The organism is Reinekea sp. (genome assembly GCF_046710285.1).
Taxonomy (GTDB): Bacteria; Pseudomonadota; Gammaproteobacteria; order Pseudomonadales; family Natronospirillaceae; genus Reinekea.
Map to the genome: position 1 here is coordinate 22,949 of NZ_JBKEGY010000020.1, position 17,778 is coordinate 40,726.

The 17,778-nt window shown below is 43.2% G+C and carries 18 protein-coding genes; 1 reads left to right on the plus strand and 17 read right to left on the minus strand.

What is annotated here, in order from left to right; genetic code table 11:
- Window positions 1-35 precede the first annotated feature (35 nt).
- From ACI882_RS13495 to ACI882_RS13565, 15 genes are all read right to left on the minus strand, one after another.
- Complete coding sequence (locus ACI882_RS13495; protein WP_411744661.1) at window positions 36-851, minus strand: peptidoglycan DD-metalloendopeptidase family protein; 816 nt, start codon at window positions 849-851, stop codon at window positions 36-38.
- A gap of 149 nt (window positions 852-1,000) precedes the next feature.
- Window positions 1,001-1,873: a DUF368 domain-containing protein gene (locus ACI882_RS13500; protein ID WP_411746975.1), complete on the minus strand. Its 873-nt coding sequence runs from the start codon at window positions 1,871-1,873 to the stop codon at window positions 1,001-1,003.
- Entirely contained in the window at window positions 1,873-2,538 is a 666-nt protein-coding gene (locus ACI882_RS13505; protein ID WP_411744663.1) for a protein-L-isoaspartate(D-aspartate) O-methyltransferase, read from the minus strand. The genes ACI882_RS13500 and ACI882_RS13505 overlap by 1 nt, the downstream gene beginning before the upstream one ends.
- The gene (gene truD / locus ACI882_RS13510) at window positions 2,538-3,584 is read right to left on the minus strand and encodes a tRNA pseudouridine(13) synthase TruD (RefSeq protein ID WP_411744664.1); all 1,047 of its coding nucleotides are present in this window, start codon (window positions 3,582-3,584) and stop codon (window positions 2,538-2,540) included. Before truD ends, ACI882_RS13505 begins: the two co-directional genes overlap by 1 nt.
- Complete coding sequence (ispF, locus tag ACI882_RS13515) at window positions 3,581-4,072, minus strand: 2-C-methyl-D-erythritol 2,4-cyclodiphosphate synthase (RefSeq protein ID WP_411744665.1); 492 nt, start codon at window positions 4,070-4,072, stop codon at window positions 3,581-3,583. The genes truD and ispF overlap by 4 nt, the downstream gene beginning before the upstream one ends.
- Window positions 4,065-4,766, minus strand: coding sequence for a 2-C-methyl-D-erythritol 4-phosphate cytidylyltransferase (gene ispD / locus ACI882_RS13520; RefSeq protein WP_411744666.1), 702 nt, complete (start codon window positions 4,764-4,766; stop codon window positions 4,065-4,067). Before ispD ends, ispF begins: the two co-directional genes overlap by 8 nt.
- On the minus strand, window positions 4,763-5,047 hold the full coding sequence (locus ACI882_RS13525) for a septum formation initiator family protein (RefSeq protein ID WP_411744667.1): 285 nt from the start codon (window positions 5,045-5,047) through the stop codon (window positions 4,763-4,765). The genes ispD and ACI882_RS13525 overlap by 4 nt, the downstream gene beginning before the upstream one ends.
- 110 nt (window positions 5,048-5,157) lie before the next feature.
- Window positions 5,158-6,459: a phosphopyruvate hydratase gene (eno, locus tag ACI882_RS13530; RefSeq protein WP_411744668.1), complete on the minus strand. Its 1,302-nt coding sequence runs from the start codon at window positions 6,457-6,459 to the stop codon at window positions 5,158-5,160.
- A gap of 264 nt (window positions 6,460-6,723) precedes the next feature.
- The gene (locus ACI882_RS13535; RefSeq protein WP_411744669.1) at window positions 6,724-8,349 is read right to left on the minus strand and encodes a CTP synthase; all 1,626 of its coding nucleotides are present in this window, start codon (window positions 8,347-8,349) and stop codon (window positions 6,724-6,726) included.
- Between the two features lie 131 nt (window positions 8,350-8,480).
- Complete coding sequence (gene tilS, locus ACI882_RS13540) at window positions 8,481-9,806, minus strand: tRNA lysidine(34) synthetase TilS (protein WP_411744670.1); 1,326 nt, start codon at window positions 9,804-9,806, stop codon at window positions 8,481-8,483.
- A 9-nt stretch (window positions 9,807-9,815) separates the two neighbouring features.
- On the minus strand, window positions 9,816-10,295 hold the full coding sequence (locus ACI882_RS13545) for a GNAT family N-acetyltransferase (protein WP_411744671.1): 480 nt from the start codon (window positions 10,293-10,295) through the stop codon (window positions 9,816-9,818).
- A gap of 72 nt (window positions 10,296-10,367) precedes the next feature.
- Window positions 10,368-11,321 (minus strand): acetyl-CoA carboxylase carboxyltransferase subunit alpha, encoded by a 954-nt coding sequence (locus ACI882_RS13550; protein ID WP_411746641.1) that lies wholly within the window; start codon window positions 11,319-11,321, stop codon window positions 10,368-10,370.
- A 320-nt stretch (window positions 11,322-11,641) separates the two neighbouring features.
- Entirely contained in the window at window positions 11,642-12,652 is a 1,011-nt protein-coding gene (gene fbp / locus ACI882_RS13555; RefSeq protein WP_411746642.1) for a class 1 fructose-bisphosphatase, read from the minus strand.
- Between the two features lie 252 nt (window positions 12,653-12,904).
- Window positions 12,905-14,224, minus strand: coding sequence for a diguanylate cyclase (locus ACI882_RS13560; RefSeq protein ID WP_411748513.1), 1,320 nt, complete (start codon window positions 14,222-14,224; stop codon window positions 12,905-12,907).
- Between the two features lie 213 nt (window positions 14,225-14,437).
- The gene (locus tag ACI882_RS13565) at window positions 14,438-15,031 is read right to left on the minus strand and encodes a hypothetical protein (RefSeq protein WP_411745810.1); all 594 of its coding nucleotides are present in this window, start codon (window positions 15,029-15,031) and stop codon (window positions 14,438-14,440) included.
- Between the two features lie 100 nt (window positions 15,032-15,131).
- Between ACI882_RS13565 and ACI882_RS13570 the strand changes: the two genes are divergently transcribed.
- Window positions 15,132-16,115 carry an LLM class flavin-dependent oxidoreductase gene (locus ACI882_RS13570; RefSeq protein WP_411745809.1) on the plus strand — a complete coding sequence of 328 codons (984 nt, stop codon included), beginning with the start codon at window positions 15,132-15,134 and terminating at the stop codon, window positions 16,113-16,115.
- A 173-nt stretch (window positions 16,116-16,288) separates the two neighbouring features.
- Here ACI882_RS13570 and cobO read toward each other — a convergent pair whose 3' ends face one another.
- Both cobO and ACI882_RS13580 read right to left on the minus strand, forming a co-directional pair.
- On the minus strand, window positions 16,289-16,912 hold the full coding sequence (cobO, locus tag ACI882_RS13575) for a cob(I)yrinic acid a,c-diamide adenosyltransferase (protein ID WP_411745808.1): 624 nt from the start codon (window positions 16,910-16,912) through the stop codon (window positions 16,289-16,291).
- A gap of 74 nt (window positions 16,913-16,986) precedes the next feature.
- Window positions 16,987-17,763, minus strand: coding sequence for a ferredoxin--NADP reductase (locus tag ACI882_RS13580; protein WP_411745807.1), 777 nt, complete (start codon window positions 17,761-17,763; stop codon window positions 16,987-16,989).
- Between the last annotated feature and the right edge of the window lie 15 nt (window positions 17,764-17,778).

Genomic DNA, 17,778 nt, shown 5'->3' on the forward strand with positions numbered 1-17,778 from the left:
ATAGCTTCTTTATATCGGAAGGAATCCTAAAGTCTTTAGCGCTTTGGCAAATATGACTGTGGATCAACTGGCTTTCCGTTCCGTCTTATCTCGAAGTGCAAGCCTGGCTGGTCACCTTGCTTACCCATCGTGGCAATTTGTTGTCCAGCTGAGACCCTATCACTTTCGCTGACAAGTATCTTCTGAGCAAATGCATAGGCACTTAGAAGAGACCCTGAATGTTCAACTATGATCAAGTTTCCGTAGCCAGGTAACCCATTACCTGCATAAACGACAATTCCACTTGCCGTCGCAGATACAGAGTCTCCAATTACACCGCGGATATCAATGCCTTTTTGCGTAGACGAATTAGCCTGGTATGTTCGTACTATTTTCCCGTTATGTGGCCACAGCCATGATTGCGGTGCAGAACTGCCTAATTGGTTTACTGCATTTGACAGCTTAACACTATCATCGTTAACTTTTGTAACTGGTGTTTTTGCTGTGTTTGTAGTTGGTTTTTGAACGGGTTTACTGGCCGGTTTTGCTACGATTTGCTTTGCATTCGCTTCTTTTAACGCTAAAGCTTGGCCTTCATAAATCGCGTAACTTTGATCAATATTATTGGCATTCGCTAGTTTTTTATAATCCAGACCAAAGCGGAAAGCTATGGAGTACAAGGTGTCACCGGGTTTCACTAAATAGAACTCTGGATTAGATTCGACATAAACAGACTTTATCTCGGCGGGCTTTTTAACCGACGAAAGCACGGACTGGTCATTATCCAATGAGGTAAAGCGAGCTTGGTTAATACAACCACTCAATAAAATGATCAAAAAATAGACGAGCTTGTTTTTTGACACTAAAAACACTGGGTATTTATCCTCATTTATAGACGCCGTTCACATTATTTTTGTCGAATGAACACTGTTATTTAAGCAATTGTTATTACCACTTGTCATTCAAACAGAGTTTTAAATGACTAAACCATCTAATCAAATATCAAAAAAACTTGATTTTTTCAAACATTTGACCTTGTGGTCAATAACCAAACCAAGATACTGCCTATTAGAAAAGATATTAATGATAAAATTAAATAACTTGGCAAACCTGTAGCATCTGCATATTGGCTTGGCGACAACCAAAGTTGGCCTTCCGCTATTTGCCAAGGCCATACTTTAACCAACGCGCCCACGACAAACCCCAACATAAAACTCATCACTCGATCATGCCAGCGCTTTAACAGCCATTGCAAGACTTGCGAAAAAGATAAAATACCTACTAAGCAACCCAACGCTACCCACAACACAATGACGACATCTCGCGCATGAACCGCTTCGACCACTACAGGGTAAAGCCCTAGCAACAAGAGCATAAACGAGCCAGATATCCCCGGTAGAATCATCGCTGAAATAGCAATAGCCCCCCCTAAAATAAGTATCATTGGCGTCGCCTCTATGTCAGCGGGTGTTGAAAATATTAGGCCCAAGGCGATCACTGCACCTCCTACTAGCAACATAAAGTCGTTTAGCTGCCATTTTTTTCCCACACACATAAACCAAAGCGATACGATAATAACACCCATAAAGAATGCCCATACTACTGGCGCTAGGTTTTCCAGCAACCAATGCATAACCGACAAGGTACTAAACAAGCTTAGTAGAATTCCGGCACCCAGTGCGAGCAAAAAACGACCATCAATCGCTAGCCAGAGCCCGTTGAAGTCTTTTTGTTGCACAAAACGCCATAAGGAAGGTTTAAAAGCAGCAATTGCCGCAATAAAGCGTTCGTATATGCCAGTGATTAGGGCAATGGTGCCACCAGAGACGCCTGGAACCCCATCGGCAATACCCATTGCAGCACCTTTTAAAAACCAACTAATAATGTCTTTCATTACCCTTTTTTAACTCCTTGTAACATTGGTACAAAAACCACCGGCTCTATTTTTTGGATATCTAATTGGTCGCCATGCTTGTCTATAACCGTTAAATACTGCTCTTCTTCACCAATAGGCATAATGAGTCGACCACCATCAGGGATCAATTGGTCGATCAGCTCCTTTGGTGGAATAGCGGGTGCTGCAGTGCCGATAATAACATCAAAGGGAGCTTGCGACGGCCAGCCAAGAAAACCATCCGCCATTTTTAAGTTAGTGTTATAGAGCTTTAACGCTCGAATACGCTCTCGAGCCTTCTTTTGTAGGGGCTCAATACGTTCTACGCTATAAACCTCGTTGATCACATTGGCCAGTACACAGGTTTGGAAGCCTGATCCTGTGCCTATTTCTAATACGGTGTCATGGTGCTCTGCTTGTAAGACTAACTCGGTCATCCTTGCAACAATGTAAGGCTGCGATAAGGTTTGCGCATAGCCAATAGGTACCGATATATCTTCATAGGCTTTATGCCCAAGGGCTTCATCAACAAACAAATGCCGCGGCACTTTATCAAAGCACTCAAGAACGACGGGGTTTCGAATTCCTTGTTCGAATAATCTTTCTATCAGTCTTGCGCGTGTCCGTGCGGACGTCATGCCTATCCCTTGAATCTGTCCTCTCATTATTCGTTCCAATCCGCACTTAACGAGCCTAATTTCCAGTCAAATAATTCGGTCATCACCGCGGTGGCATAGCTGCCGGCCGGCAAGAAGAACGAAAAAACCGGATCGCCTTGTTCAAAACTCAACTCCGGTGTCTCCGGGAAAACTCGCAGCTTACGAAAATGCCGTGCGACGCGTTTTGCCTTCAATGCAGCTAAAACGTCTTTATGTTTGTCTAATAGTTGGCCTTCTCTCAAATCTAAACCAGTAAACTCATCACGGCTTTCACCTGGCAAGCTGGCACATGGAGAGATTTCACCTTGCGCACAACGCTCTATATCGTTATTTGCCAATGTCTCTAAATAGAAACCTGCTTTACCGGCATTAAATTGCGCAAAGTCATGCTCAATCAATTGATTCCAAGTGCCTTGCTCTATTCGATCAGCTAATAATTCATTAAAGAAATAGGAGCGAACGGCTGATAGGCAAATTGATTGCAGATTTTTCGGTAGTTTTTTCTGGCCCATTAGCCACTCTACACCGTCTTGAACATTGCGCCCTTCACGACCAAAACGTTGCGGTCCAAAGTAGTTTGGAATGCCTTGTTCGCAGAGTGTTTGCCAAGCTAAACTCACCTGCTCTTCGGTTTGCTCAACTTCACGAACTCGAATAGAAAAGTGATTGCCGATCAATTGACCCGTACGGAGTTTTTTCCCGTGCCGTTTGGCTTCGATTACGGTTACTTGATCAATGTTGAAAAGAGATAGATCTGGCGTTTCTTTACCCGGAAGGTGAATGGAAAAGGTTTGGATTGTCACCGCTTGACGGTCTTTCAAGCCGGCGTAACTTATATCACGCGCGCCAACGCCCGCCCACTTAGCTATTTGCCGAGCTACCCAAGCCGTATTTTGATTCGTTTTTTCTATTTTCAGCCATAGATGCTCGCCCTCCCCCGAAGGGGTTTCTGGTAAGCGTTCTACAACTTTGAAATCTTTTGGATACAGTTTTAGAGTGCCGTGAGTCCGGTCTATATTATGTGCATGCGGCCAAACCAAGGGGTAGGTCATTTATTCGCCTTCATCAATAAACACACGGCATCGACAGCAATGCCTTCCTTTCGCCCCACAAAGCCAAGTTTTTCTGTTGTGGTGGCTTTCACATTAACCTGATCTACATTTACATCAAGGTCATTGGCGATTGTGCTCGCCATCTTTGCTTTATAGTCTTTTAAGCGAGGTGCTTGCGCGGCAACGGTAATATCAAGATTGCTCAGCTGATAGCCGTGCTCACTGATTAAAGTAACAACATGCCGTAACAATGCCCGCGAATCGGCACCTTTCCACTGTTCATCAGTATCCGGGAAGTGCTCGCCAATATCGCCCAGTGCCACAGCACCTAATAATGCATCGCAAACGGCATGCAGAACCACATCGCCATCGGAGTGCGCTAGTAGTAAATGCTCACTTGGCACTTTAACGCCCCCCAGCATTATGTCTCCCGGGCTTGATTGCGTATCAAACCGGTGTACATCGTATCCATGCCCGATTTTAAACATTAGAAATTCGCTTTTGTTTTTTAAGATAAAAGTGGACCAACTCAGCGTCTTCTGCACGAGTTAGTTTGATATTGTCTGCACTGCCTTCGATCAATTGTACTGGCAGGCCTGCTTGCTCTATCGCACTGGCTTCATCGGTAATTGTTAAGCCTTTAGCAAGCGCCGATTCAAGTGCATCTGACAACTGAGCTAATTTAAAACACTGTGGCGTTAAGGCAGACCATAATGTTGAGCGATCAAGCGTTGATACCACTTGACCGGCTATTTGCTGTTTAACTGTGTCAGATATGGGCTTAGCAAGAATAGCGCCCTGATTATTCTTTAAACAGGCGTTTAAGAGCGCCTGAATATCGGACTGGCTCACGCAGGGTCGAGCTATGTCGTGCACCATGACCCAATCATCAGCTTTACCATGTTTGCGTAGATAGCTTAATGCATTGAGCACCGAATCACTGCGCTCCTTGCCGCCTAAAACGCTCTGAAACTGGCCATCGAATTGTTTAAGAATTTGGTTACTATGAGCATCATCTTTTGATTTAACTAGAATTCTCAAGCCGTCAATGGGTGCGTTCTGCCACGCAAGTAGCGTCCATTCCATGATTGTTCTTCCGGCAATTTTGACGAATTGCTTTGGAATGTCTGCGCCAAATCGAGAACCTACGCCTGCGGATGGAAAAACGACATGAACGGTCATTTAAATGTGCTCGGTTCATTGATCATAATGAACGTTTCGCCGGGTTTGATTAACCCCAAATTTTGGCGTGCTAACTCTTCAATGGCACCTGTACCATTTTTTAGGTCAGTGACCTTCGCTTCGAGATTGGCATTCTTTTGTTGTATTACCGACAAATCAAACTGAGCCGCCGCAATATTGCTTTCTAGCCGTTTACGATCGGTATAGCCATTCTCGGCAAACCAAAAACGGTACTGCAACATGACAATTAACACTAACAGGGCGACTTGGATCAGGCGCATATTCATCTCTTTGTTCTGGGTGGCCTATTCTTACGCATAAAAAAAAGGGAGCCAAGCCCCCTTTTCATATTTTCACCTATTCGTTGCAAATAAATGCAACAAATGCCTATTTAGGCTTGGCCTTTGACTTCTTTAAGACCATTGTAGGGAGCTTTATCACCCAATTCTTCTTCAATGCGGATTAACTGGTTGTATTTAGCAACTCGATCAGAACGGCTCATAGAACCTGTTTTGATTTGGCCTGCAGCGGTACCAACAGCTAAATCAGCAATAGTTGCGTCTTCAGTTTCGCCTGAACGGTGAGAAATAACCGCTGTATAGCCTGCATCTTTTGCCATCTTGATAGCAGCCAATGTCTCAGTTAATGAACCGATTTGGTTGAATTTAATCAAGATAGAGTTAGCAACACCCATTTCGATGCCTTTCGCAAGGATCTTAGTGTTGGTTACAAACAAGTCATCTCCAACTAATTGAAGCTTGTCACCTAACAATTCTGTTTGGTGCTTAAAGCCATCCCAATCAGATTCGTCTAATCCATCTTCAATAGAGACGATTGGGTAATCGTTAGCAAGGCCCTGTAGGTAGAAGTTAAACTCTTCAGAAGTGAAGATTTTGCCTTCGCCTTTCATGTTGTAGTTGCCCGCTGCTTTGTCATAGAACTCAGATGCAGCACAATCCATAGCAAGGGTAACGTCTTTACCTAATTCATAGCCGGCAGCTTCAACGGCTTCTTTTATTGCGGCCAATGCTGCTGCGTTACTTTCTAAGTTTGGTGCAAAACCACCCTCATCGCCTACAGCCGTGCTTAAACCCTTACCTTTTAATACTTTAGCAAGGTTATGGAAAACTTCTGCGCCAACACGAATAGCTTCTTTCAGTGTTTTTGCACCAACAGGCTGAATCATAAATTCTTGAATATCAACGTTGTTGTCTGCGTGCTCACCACCGTTGATGATGTTCATCATTGGTAATGGCATTGAGTAAACGCCTGGAGTACCGTTAAGATCGGCAATGTGAACGTATAGCTCAACACCTTTGGCAATAGCCGCTGCTTTAGCATTCGCCAAAGAAACCGCCAAAATTGCGTTTGCACCAAAGTTAGACTTGTTTTCGGTACCGTCTAAATCGATCATCACTTGGTCGATTTCAACTTGGTTTAACGCATCTTTACCGATTAGCGCATCACGGATAGGACCGTTAATCGCGGCAACGGCTTTTAGTACACCCTTACCTAAGAAACGACTCTTATCGCCATCACGTAATTCTAATGCTTCGCGAGAACCTGTAGATGCGCCAGAAGGTGCTGCAGCACGACCCTTTGCACCGCCTTCAAGTGTTACATCTGCTTCAACGGTTGGGTTACCGCGGCTATCAATAATTTCGCGTGCTTTAATATCTACAATCTTTGCCATGCTGTCACTCTCCTGAGTTTTGATTCAAAGTGCGTCCATTGTTCGCTACTTGAGGGAAGAAGTTATTGTTCAGGGTCAATCAAAATGTAATTTTGTTACAAAAAACTCTTTGCAGGCATTATATGCATCTAAGTCAAAATTGCGAGTTTTCAGTAAAAATGCTCAAACTGTTGCTCGGTTTTGGATATATAAACCTAAAAACCACCGAATTCAAAGGGCTGCAACCTAAATACTTGTAAAGCAGCCCTTCTCTGTGCAGTTAAACTATTTTGTTGCGTGATCATTTACTGCTGAAATAAAACCACTAAACAGCCCGTGTCCTCGACGAGGAGTAGAAGTAAACTCCGGGTGGAACTGGCAGGCAACAAACCAAGGATGATCTGGGTTTTCAATAATTTCTACTAGCGCACCATCTACTGATCGTCCAGCAATGCGTAAACCGGCTTTTTCTAGGTCAGAGATATAATGATTGTTAACTTCATAGCGATGACGATGACGCTCAACGATACGGGGCTCGCCGTAACATTCTAATGAGATAGACTCTTCAGCAAGCTGACACTCTTGCCCACCTAGGCGCATGGTGCCGCCAAGGTCGGTCGATTCATTACGTTCTACCTTCATGCCATCTGACTCAATCCATTCAGTAATCAAACCAATGACAGGGTGTCGTGACTGGCGGTCAAACTCAGTAGAATGTGCGCCGTCTAAACCACACACATTACGAGCATATTCAATTACCGCAACTTGCATGCCTAAACAAATACCTAAATAAGGTACTTTGTTTTCACGCGCAAACTGTGCAGTCTGTATTTTGCCTTCAACGCCACGATGGCCAAAACCACCGGGAACTAAAATGCCTGATACATCGTTTAGAATATCAGTGCCATTTTTCTCAATGTCTTCTGAGTCGATGTATTTAATTTTTACTTTCGTACGTGAACGGATACCGGCATGGTCTATTGCTTCAATAAGCGACTTATAGGCATCAAGTAGCTCCATATACTTACCAACCATGGCAATGGTCACTTCCCGCTCTGGGTTAAGCTTACGGTCGGTCACGTCTTCCCAATCAGATAAGTCTGCTTCGTCGCACTCAAGGCCGAAACGTTCTACAACAATGGCGTCTAAGCCAGCTTGAGATAATTTACCAGGAATGCGGTAGATAGTATCGGCATCTTCTAATGGAATAACCGCTCGTTCTTCAACGTTAGTGAACAGCGCAATTTTGCGCAATTCATTTTTACCAATCGGCATTTCAGAACGACATAATAAAATATCTGGCTGAAGACCAATGGTGCGAAGCTCTTTAACTGAGTGTTGCGTTGGCTTCGTTTTAACTTCACCGGCCGTTTTTAAGTAAGGTACCAAGGTTAAATGCACTGATAATGCTCGACGGCTGCCTAGCTCTACCTTCATTTGACGGATAGCTTCTAAGAATGGTAGAGATTCAATATCACCCACGGTGCCACCCACTTCGACTAGTGCTACATCGGCATCGCCAGCGCCATCAATTACGCGGCGCTTAATTTCATCAGTAATATGAGGAATGACCTGAACAGTGCCACCAAGGTAGTCGCCACGACGTTCTTTTTTCAAGACATCTTGGTAAATACGACCCGTGGTGAAGTTATTTCGATGCGTCATAGTGGTATTCACGAAACGCTCATAGTGACCTAGGTCTAAGTCAGTTTCTGCGCCATCTTCAGTAACGAAAACTTCGCCATGCTGAAATGGACTCATAGTTCCTGGGTCAACGTTAATATACGGATCGAGCTTTAAGAGGGTAACCTTTAGACCACGCGCTTCTAAAATTGCCGCTAAAGAAGCCGACGCAATGCCTTTACCAAGTGAAGAAACCACGCCGCCGGTGACGAAGATATAACGAGTCATAGAGGATCCCATCTATAAAAAATACGAAACGCTTCCAATGCATTATTGCCTTTGGAATGAGTTAAAAATTAAGGGTAATTGTGCTGTACAAGATGGGAGATCAGGATAGCAAAATATCTTGCTTGGCTCAATCAAGATTTTTGCCATTTCACGATTAAAGGCGAAATATTTTCTTCTGCAAGGTGGTCGGCAGAAATAAAAATATCGGCCACTGCAACCAAAGTATTACCGCTGTACAGCAGTGGTAACCTATCTCTTAGCCAAGGTTTGACTCGATATTCCTGGAGCAACCGTTTTAAATCCCGCTTTTTAGAACGACCTTGCGGGCGAATTTCCTCACCGCCTTGCCTGACACGCCAGTTTAGATCAGGTAATGCTGAGCTCAAGCCAATTTCAGAACCTGTTAAAAGCTCAGTTTCGACAGTTCCGACTCCTTGCCATTTTTGCTGTGTATTTAGTTCAAAACTAGGTGCTGGGCCAAGCTCTGGACCATCAACGACCCAATACAGCGCAGGACCATGTCGACGAACATAGCCATTACCAACCCTAACCATAGGGGTGGCATCTACGCGGGCGTCAATGACTTCATCCAAAATTTGTTGTAAGCGAGCTTTTGAAGGTACTTGAATGAGCAATCCCGTTAGCCAACCATGCAATAGGGTAAGTTTATCGGCTTGCGACCAATCACTCATTTGTACCCATTTTAACCCCCCGTCATGACTTAAACGGGTTTCCAGTGCATCATTAAATTGCTCGGAACTCTGGGAAGATTTCGTTGAATTTAGCTGCTCGACAACAGACTGTATTCTGTCTCGATATTTTGGCCATCGAGCTTCAATCTGCGGTAAAACTTGATGCCGTAGATAGTTTCGATCAAAGCTTACATCTTGATTTGATTCATCTTCAACCCAAGTTAACTCAAGCGCTTGAGCAGCATCGAGCAATTGCTTACGATCAAAGTCTAGCCACGGTCGTAATAACCTGTAGTTGTCTCGCACAACTTGCTTGGCCATGGCTTTTAAGCCATGAAGTCCGGTTCCTCTGAACATGCGCAAGAAAAAAGTTTCAATTTGATCATCAAGATGATGCGCCAATAATAAGGCATGATCAGCAGGGACTTGTTTAGCAAATACGTCATAGCGAAACGCTCTAGCAGCGGCCTCTACGCCCTTACCTTCAGAGTTAACTTCGCCGCTTTCAATGACAAACTGGCAGCCCAATGTTTGCGACGTTTGCAAACAAAACTGCTGCCATTCCCTAGCATTTTTAGAAAGACCATGATTAACATGAATAGCGATGACTTGATCAGCACCGACCACATCACAGGCTGCTTTTAATAACAGCATTGAATCCATGCCGCCGCTAAAGCCGACAAAAACAGGTCGTACTGAAATCGAGGTCAGCTGCTGTTTTAATTCATCACAAAGGAAGTGATATACCGAGGTGTTTAGATTCATTAAATACTCTTAAAATCGCCAGAGATAGCGCAGTTTCTCACGATCTCCACGGTGCCACAATTCGGTGTCTTTAGGGACAAGCACTTGCTCTACAAACTGAGCACCTATTTTGTCGAGTGTTTTAATTGAGGCTATATTATCAGGATTACAGGTTATCCAAAGCGCATCAAAACCCTTTTCTTTGGCGACCACCTTAATTAGTTCACACGCTTGTGCTGCGAAGCCTCTACCGCGATACGGCTTGTTTATTCCGTAGCCTATTTGGCCACCATACTTAATAAGACTGGGTGTGGTTTTTAATCGGAAATCTATTTGACCTATGCGACTGCCATCGTGCAAAACAATGTCATACAGCAAGGCAGGGACACCATCGAGCCCTTCTCTTGAATTCAAGACACGGTTTAATACCAGCGCGACTTCATCGCCTACAATGGGGTCCATAGTTTGTGTACCGGGGTACGTGTAATGGTGCGAGGGTAAATTAGCCATTAAGCTCAGTCTTCAAGTTCTGTATCTTAATGGCTAATGTAGATTCTTTACCGGAGAATGCAAGGAATCAGGCTATTCTTGGAAACCGAAAGACATTAGTCGCTTGTAACGTTCATCCAGTAGACTTTCAATTGGCTTGGTTTTTAAATCTGAAAGCTGCTTGATTAATGCTGTTTGAATGGTTTCAGCCATCTCGTCAACATTACGATGCGCACCACCTAATGGCTCTTTCAATACTTCTTCGACTAAACCTAACTCTGATAATCGCGCAGCTGTTATGCCCATCATTTCTGCCGCATCTGAGGCTCGCTCTGCCGTTTTCCACAAAATAGAGGCACAACCTTCTGGTGTAATTACTGAGTATGTACTGTATTGCAGCATGTTCAAGTGATCACAAACACCCAGTGCTAGTGCGCCGCCTGAACCGCCTTCGCCAATGACGGTGGCGATAACAGGTACTTTCAATGATGACATTTTCAGCAAGTTATAGGCAATGGCTTCAGATTGGCCACGTTCTTCAGCACCAATACCAGGATAAGCCCCCGGTGTGTCAATTAATGTCAAAATTGGAACATTGAAACGCTCTGCCATTTGCATTAGGCGCAAGGCTTTTCGGTAGCCTTCAGGCTTTGGCATACCAAAGTTACGACGTACCTTTTCTTTTACTTCTCGACCTTTTTGGTGACCAATAACCATGACTGATTGACCGTCGAGCCGGGCTAAGCCACCTACGATAGCCTCATCATCCGCATAGTGACGGTCGCCATGAAGTTCATCAAAATCAGTGAATACTCGTTCAATATAATCGAGTGTGTATGGTCGTTTTGGGTGACGTGCTATTTGAGAAACCTGCCAAGAGGTCATTTTTCCGAAAATTTGCTCTGTTAGTTTTACAGATTGAGCATTTAACTTTTCAATCTCACCTGAGATATTTAGATCATTCCGGTTACCAACGAGTCGAAGCTCGTCAATCTTGGAGATTAGATCAGCGATAGGCTGTTCAAAGTCTAAATAATCTGGATTCATGACATTTCCTGTATTTTATGGCCTCTTTTAGTATAGACGAGACACAAATTCGATAAAATGAGTAATTGAATACAGAGTAAAGACTCCTAGCTAGACAAACAAGGCCGCGAATAAAATTGAGCTATGACGAAAAGTAAATAATGGGGCTAAGTTAGCCTGAGGGGGTGCTGGGCCATTGGGATATAACTTGACAGGGGCGTCGTGAATCCGTCCATGGAGACTTAGTTGCCACATCCATGTGGCAAATACCCTGTCAAGCTACACCCCAACGACCTTTCTGCTGCTGCGTGCTACGTGATGTTAGTGATTACTCAGAGCTATTAAGTAAATTCTCTTAAGAAGCGTTCTAGCTTTTTCACCATGTTTTTCGATCCGACAAAAAACGGTACTCGTTGGTGAAGTTGCTCTGGCTCAAGCTCCAAGGTTCTCGTCTCAACGCCGCTGATAGCTACGCCTCCCGCCTGCTCTGCAATAAACGCCATTGGGTTACATTCATATAACAGTCTTAATTTACCCGTTGGGTGTAAAGACGAAGCTGGGTATAAAAATATGCCACCTTTTATTAGGTTGCGATGGAAATCGGATACTAATGAGCCAATATAACGACTTGTATAGGGGCGATTCGTTTTAGCGTCTTCCATCTGGCAGTATTTGATATATTGCTTTACGCCGTCATGGAAATGAACGTAGTTGCCTTCATTTACTGAGTAAATAGTGCCGTTTTCTGGGTAACACATGTTTTCATGAGATAAACAGAAAATACCTAAGCTCGGATCGTATGTGAAGCCATGAACGCCGTTTCCAGTGGTATACACCAACATAGTCGATGAACCGTATATCACATAACCTGCGGCAACTTGTTGATCGCCAGGTTGTAAAAAGTCAGCATCCGTTACGGGTTCGCCTATAGGAGATAAGCGGCGATAAACTGAGAATATTGTGCCAACGGATACATTTACATCAATATTTGAAGAGCCATCGAGTGGGTCGATCAATACAACGTACTTACCATGCTTACTGCGCTCGTCATCGAAGTGTACGTAGCAATCTTCTTCTTCGGAGGCGAGACCACATACAACACCGCGTGCGGCTAGAGCAGCTTTAAATTTGTCATTAGCAATAACATCAAGCTTTTGCTGCTGCTCACCTTGAATGTTTTCATTGCCGACTGCCCCAGTTATATCGGCCAAGCCAGCTTTGTTTATTTCTCTATGTACTATTTTTGATGCAAGTCGTATTGAGGAAAAAATAGAAGACAACTCACCCGTTGCATCTGGGTAGTCGGCCTGTTTCTCGATGATGAACTCACCCAATGTTTTGGTAATTTCCATGTGCTAAGCCTTCAATTGCTTTTTAATTGTTTATCTCGAAGAGTACTATTTACACGGATGTGCGCTAAAGCTTGCCTTTGGATACGTTGCCCAAAGTTTTTCAAATACTCTAGCTTTATGTTGTAGGGCTTAAGCTTAAACAGTTTTTTTAGCTGCGTCTTGTGTTGATTTGTCATAAGTTTTCTGACAAAACCCCCAAAACAGCCATTTTGCCTAACCTTGACGCAGTCCACCCTAGGTTTTTACTTAATATCAACTTAAACCAGAAGCGCTGACAACGACTCTATTCCGTCCTTGACGTTTTGCTTGATAAAGGGCTTTATCTGCGCGCTCTATTATCCGCTCTGGTGTATCTTCCTCTAGAAAACTTGATACGCCAAACGATGCACTCGCCCCGCTAACAATCGAAAAATCAAATGTTGCTATTTTTCCTCGTAAAGTTTCTGCCAATTGAACTGCGCCCTGCTGGCCCGATTCCATACAGATTATCAAAAACTCTTCGCCACCCCAGCGCCCTACGGCATCTGAACTTCTAGTATTTGACTTCAATAAAGCAGAGAACTCCTTTAAAAGGGTATCACCTGCTTGGTGACCAAACGTATCATTTACATTTTTAAAGTGATCGATATCGATAAGAATAATTGAAAATGGCGTTTTATAACGCTTAGATTTTTCAAGCACTTTCTCCAATATACCATCGAGGAAAAGTCGATTACTCAACCCAGTTAATTTATCTGTTGTAGATAGTTTTTCTAACTCTCTTGAATAACCACTAATTTCTTTTTCATAGCTATAGACTAACCTGCTAATATTTCGTTCAAATAAATAGATGAGAATCGCGGTAAAAAGCATCGTCATCGCTACTAGGATAGTTGACGTTAGTTTCTGGCTATCATAAACCTCATTTAATTTTTGACGTTCAAGTTCAATATAGTTTTCTAGATCATCTAAATAGATGCCTGTTGCAACAACCCAATTAAGAGGTTCGTATAATTTTGCGTAGGACAACTTATTGGATACTTCATTCGAACCCATTTTTTTGAAATAATAACTATTAAAGAGCTCACCCTGTTCTCTTATACCAGCCAACTCAACTTCATAAGGTTTATTCCCTTGGAAGTCTATGGTATTCGTGGACAGTAAGCCTCCTTCTGTTTCGGGTAAATTAGGATGAATTAAGCGTTGGGCATAATCATCCCCACCATTAAAATCAATAATGCTATTAATCCAAATATATTGATCTTTATCGATAAACTTCAAACCATATAGGTATCGTCTGACTTTATTTTCAAACGCAGTTTTCTCATCGGAGCTTAGCTGAAATTTCGCTTCGGTCTCGTCATCTTTTCCTAAGTATATATTGTCAATAATATAAATGGCTTGCTCGACAGAATTTTTAATGAAAAGTTTTTTCTCAATTAGGATACTTTCAGATAATTGATCGATACTCGCAATATGTTGTTTTTTAATACTGTTTGTAATGGTTAGCGAATAGACAAACATAAAAACAAATACAGGTACCACTGTGCCAATATAAAAATAAAGCCTGATGCGATTTTTTTTAATTTTCACATCGCTTCGTGTACTTCCTACTAACGTACTCATCTAATATTAATCGCCTATTTTATTTTTATACTTTGAGTTCACCTAAGCTCTTAATAAACCTAGCAAGTAGACATGGATCATCTAACTCAAGAGTCACTATAGTTTGTTTTTTAAAAAAATGTAGGACAGAAATCATCTATAAACTACTCACATTGACCACTATCATGCAAAAAAACTAAACTAATAAACATATTCTTTTTCAATACTTTCAACCCAAATTAGTTCACAAGCACCGGCACCAGTATCATCTCGCGAAAGAGAACTTTTCCAGCGCCAGCCATCGGCTGCCAACACATTAACTAAGTAACCTTTTATGGTAACGACATCATGTTTATTAAGATCTTTTAATGTATCTGCAACAACATCAGATGCCGCAATCATATGCATATTGGCACTGCTGCGCTCAATTTCTCTTAATGGGATAGGAGCATTTTTAGTTTGCCAACGGTACCAACGCCCACTTTGGCGAATGCTAATTTCGTTAATGACATCTATATCTGACATTCTTCCCCAGCCTAGGGCTAAATCATAAGTTGAGAGATCGGTTTCTCGGCCGCTAGTGTATTTCTTTTTACTAAGAATACGCGCCGTTATTTCAAACTCAGCCATGGGTGTTATTTGATATTCATCTTGGCTAAAGGCCGATTTAGAAATGTCGTTAAACTGCACAGGGGACTCTGGTGCAGAGATACCAGCAGAGGGCTCCACTGAACCGCCGGTTGACCATATAAATACGAATAAACTTACCAAGGCAACTAGAATATATTTGACCATATCAGAGTCCACTTTCAATATTAGCAAATCATAACATAACTTGCATAGTAGAGTGACTGCCCATATATAGACAATTACTATATTTAAATGAGCTGCCCAGATGATTCCTTTTTCTATCTTAGATTTGGCCACAATTACTGAAGGTCAATCCATCTCCAATTCCCTCACCATGACTCGCAATATGGCCATTGAAGCAGAAGCACTAGGCTACAAACGCTATTGGTTAGCCGAGCATCATGGCATGAGAGGCGTTGCCAGTTCAGCTACCTCTGTATTGCTGTCTAACATTGGCGCAGCAACCAACACCATCCGCCTAGGCGCTGGCGGGGTTATGTTACCGAACCACGCTCCTTTAGTGATTGCAGAACAATACGGCACCCTTGCTGAGTTGTATCCTAGTCGAATAGATTTAGGCTTAGGCAGGGCGCCGGGCACCGACATGCAAACGGCTCAAGCATTACGCCGTAACAGCCACAGTTCGGTTGACCACTACCCGAATGATGTTCGAGAGCTACAGGCATATTTAAGCAAAAAAGAGCAACCCGTCATTGCCGTACCAGGCCAAGGAACAGAAGTACCGCTTTGGTTGCTCGGATCGAGCCTTTACAGCGCTGAACTGGCCGCTAACTTTGGCTTGCCGTACTCGTTTGCCTCTCATTTCGCACCTGATCTATTAATTCAAGCCTTAGAAGTGTACCGAGAGACGTATCGCCCGAGTGAGCAGAACCCTAAGCCACACACCATGGCCGGCATTATGGTGGTATTAGCCGATACCCAACCCGAAGCCGATTATTTATTTACCTCTGTTCAACAAAAGTTTAAACAGATGCGCAGTGGCGGCAATACACCTTTCCCTGCACCCGTTGATTCTATGGATGGACGTTGGACCCCTGCCGACAAACAAATGGTCGATCACGTATTAACTTACGCATTGGTCGGCACAAAAGAATCAGTCAAAGATAAACTCGCAAAGTTTATCGCAATGACCAAGGTTGATGAGTTAATTATTTCAATACCGATTCATGATGCGGGTGCCCGCTCACACTGCTTGAAGTTGATCGCTGAACTAAGAGACAGCCTTTAAAAACCACATAGTGAGATGCAAGGTTGGTTTTGGAGTTTTGGACATCGAAGACATGGATGTCTTCGCTGAGCTTACATGGACGTACTTGAAGCGGCCAACACTCCAAGGCCAACCTTGCATCGTAGGTAGCCTAAGAGCATAGATAAGCCACCATAAAACCAACGGCTATTAAACTAGTAGTCAACACCTTGGCGAGCTTTTACACCTGAGTTATAGGCGTGCTTGATGTCTTTCACTTCAGAAACCGTGTCTGCAATTTCTTTTAACCCTGAACCGCCGCCACGACCCGTGACAACCACGCTCATGTTCTTTGGTCTATTTTTTAGAGTGTTGAGGATGGTTTCTTCATTAAGATACTTGTAGCCGATCATGTAGGTTATTTCATCGAGCAAGACGAGATCATACGATGGGTCGGTCAGAGCTTTTTCTGCAACTTTCCAAGTGGCCTCGGCGGCAGCTATATCGGCACTGCGATCTTGGGTATCCCAAGTAAAGCCGGTGCCCATCTGATAAAAAGTGACTTCATCTGAAAGCTTGTCTCTTATATACAGCTCTTCACCAGACAATTGCTGCCCTTTAATAAACTGCACAACCGCTACTTTTTGGCCGTAACCTAGAGCACGCATCACCATGCCAAAGCCAGAGCTACTTTTGCCCTTGCCATTGCCGGTTAGAAATATGAGTACACCGCGCTCTTCATCGGCTTTAGCGATGGTTGAGTCGATACTCTCTTTCTGTTTTTGCATGCTTTCTTTGTGTTTTTGATTCTTTTTATCTTGATCGCTAGCGTCGCTCATGTTGCTACTCAATTCTGTTATTTGCTCACATCATACGTGAGTTTTTAAGCAGAGTTGAGTAGCCGTTGAAAATTTTAGCTTTCGACAAACGCTCGCTCGATCACATAATGGCCGACGTTGCCATGACGCGCTTCTTTGAAGCCTCTTTCATCGAGTATTTTGCAGGTATCTTTTAACATACTCGGCGAACCACAAATCATGAATCGATCCGTTTCTAGGTTCATCGGCGGTAGGTTTACATCACTGAACAACTTACCCGACTCCATCAGTTCGGTAATACGACCCATATTTTGGTAAGACTCTCGTGTCACCGTTGGGTAATAAATAAGCTGATTTTTAATGAGTTCGCCAAAATACTCATTATTTGGTAAATCTTCATTAATAAGGTCTTTATAGGCCAGCTCATCTACCGTGCGTACGCCGTGTGTTAAAATAACCTTGTCATACTGTTCATAAGTTTCAGGGTCTTTAATGACACTCATAAACGGAGCTAAACCAGTGCCGGTGCTAATTAAGTACAGGTTTTTACCGGGCAATAGGTTATCGAGAATCAAGGTTCCGGTTGGTTTAGAACCGACTACAATTTCATCACCAACGGCTATACGCTGTAACTTAGATGTTAATGGGCCATCTGGCACCTTAATACTGAAAAACTCTAGCTCTTCTTCATAGTTCGCACTGGCGATGCTGTAAGCACGCATCAACGGACGGCCATCGTCTTGTTCAAGGCCAATCATAACAAAATGACCATTTTTAAAGCGAAACCCCGCATCACGCGTGGTTTTAAAGCTGAATAAGGTGTCGTTCCAGTGATGAACATCGGTCACAGTTTCTTTTCTTAACGCGGCCATTAATGGGTCCTTTTT

What these genes read in the sequence shown, in the direction of transcription:
- ACI882_RS13500 (WP_411746975.1), bottom strand. Translation starts at nt 1,873, where the DNA reads ATGAAAGACATTATTAGTTGGTTTTTAAAAGGTGCTGCAATGGGTATT.
- ACI882_RS13505 (WP_411744663.1), bottom strand. Translation starts at nt 2,538, where the DNA reads ATGAGAGGACAGATTCAAGGGATAGGCATGACGTCCGCACGGACACGC.
- truD (WP_411744664.1), bottom strand. Translation starts at nt 3,584, where the DNA reads ATGACCTACCCCTTGGTTTGGCCGCATGCACATAATATAGACCGGACT.
- ispF (WP_411744665.1), bottom strand. Translation starts at nt 4,072, where the DNA reads ATGTTTAAAATCGGGCATGGATACGATGTACACCGGTTTGATACGCAA.
- ispD (WP_411744666.1), bottom strand. Translation starts at nt 4,766, where the DNA reads ATGACCGTTCATGTCGTTTTTCCATCCGCAGGCGTAGGTTCTCGATTT.
- ACI882_RS13525 (WP_411744667.1), bottom strand. Translation starts at nt 5,047, where the DNA reads ATGCGCCTGATCCAAGTCGCCCTGTTAGTGTTAATTGTCATGTTGCAG.
- eno (WP_411744668.1), bottom strand. Translation starts at nt 6,459, where the DNA reads ATGGCAAAGATTGTAGATATTAAAGCACGCGAAATTATTGATAGCCGC.
- ACI882_RS13535 (WP_411744669.1), bottom strand. Translation starts at nt 8,349, where the DNA reads ATGACTCGTTATATCTTCGTCACCGGCGGCGTGGTTTCTTCACTTGGT.
- tilS (WP_411744670.1), bottom strand. Translation starts at nt 9,806, where the DNA reads ATGAATCTAAACACCTCGGTATATCACTTCCTTTGTGATGAATTAAAA.
- ACI882_RS13545 (WP_411744671.1), bottom strand. Translation starts at nt 10,295, where the DNA reads ATGGCTAATTTACCCTCGCACCATTACACGTACCCCGGTACACAAACT.
- ACI882_RS13550 (WP_411746641.1), bottom strand. Translation starts at nt 11,321, where the DNA reads ATGAATCCAGATTATTTAGACTTTGAACAGCCTATCGCTGATCTAATC.
- fbp (WP_411746642.1), bottom strand. Translation starts at nt 12,652, where the DNA reads ATGGAAATTACCAAAACATTGGGTGAGTTCATCATCGAGAAACAGGCC.
- ACI882_RS13565 (WP_411745810.1), bottom strand. Translation starts at nt 15,031, where the DNA reads ATGGTCAAATATATTCTAGTTGCCTTGGTAAGTTTATTCGTATTTATA.
- ACI882_RS13570 (WP_411745809.1), top strand. Translation starts at nt 15,132, where the DNA reads ATGATTCCTTTTTCTATCTTAGATTTGGCCACAATTACTGAAGGTCAA.
- cobO (WP_411745808.1), bottom strand. Translation starts at nt 16,912, where the DNA reads ATGAGCGACGCTAGCGATCAAGATAAAAAGAATCAAAAACACAAAGAA.
- ACI882_RS13580 (WP_411745807.1), bottom strand. Translation starts at nt 17,763, where the DNA reads ATGGCCGCGTTAAGAAAAGAAACTGTGACCGATGTTCATCACTGGAAC.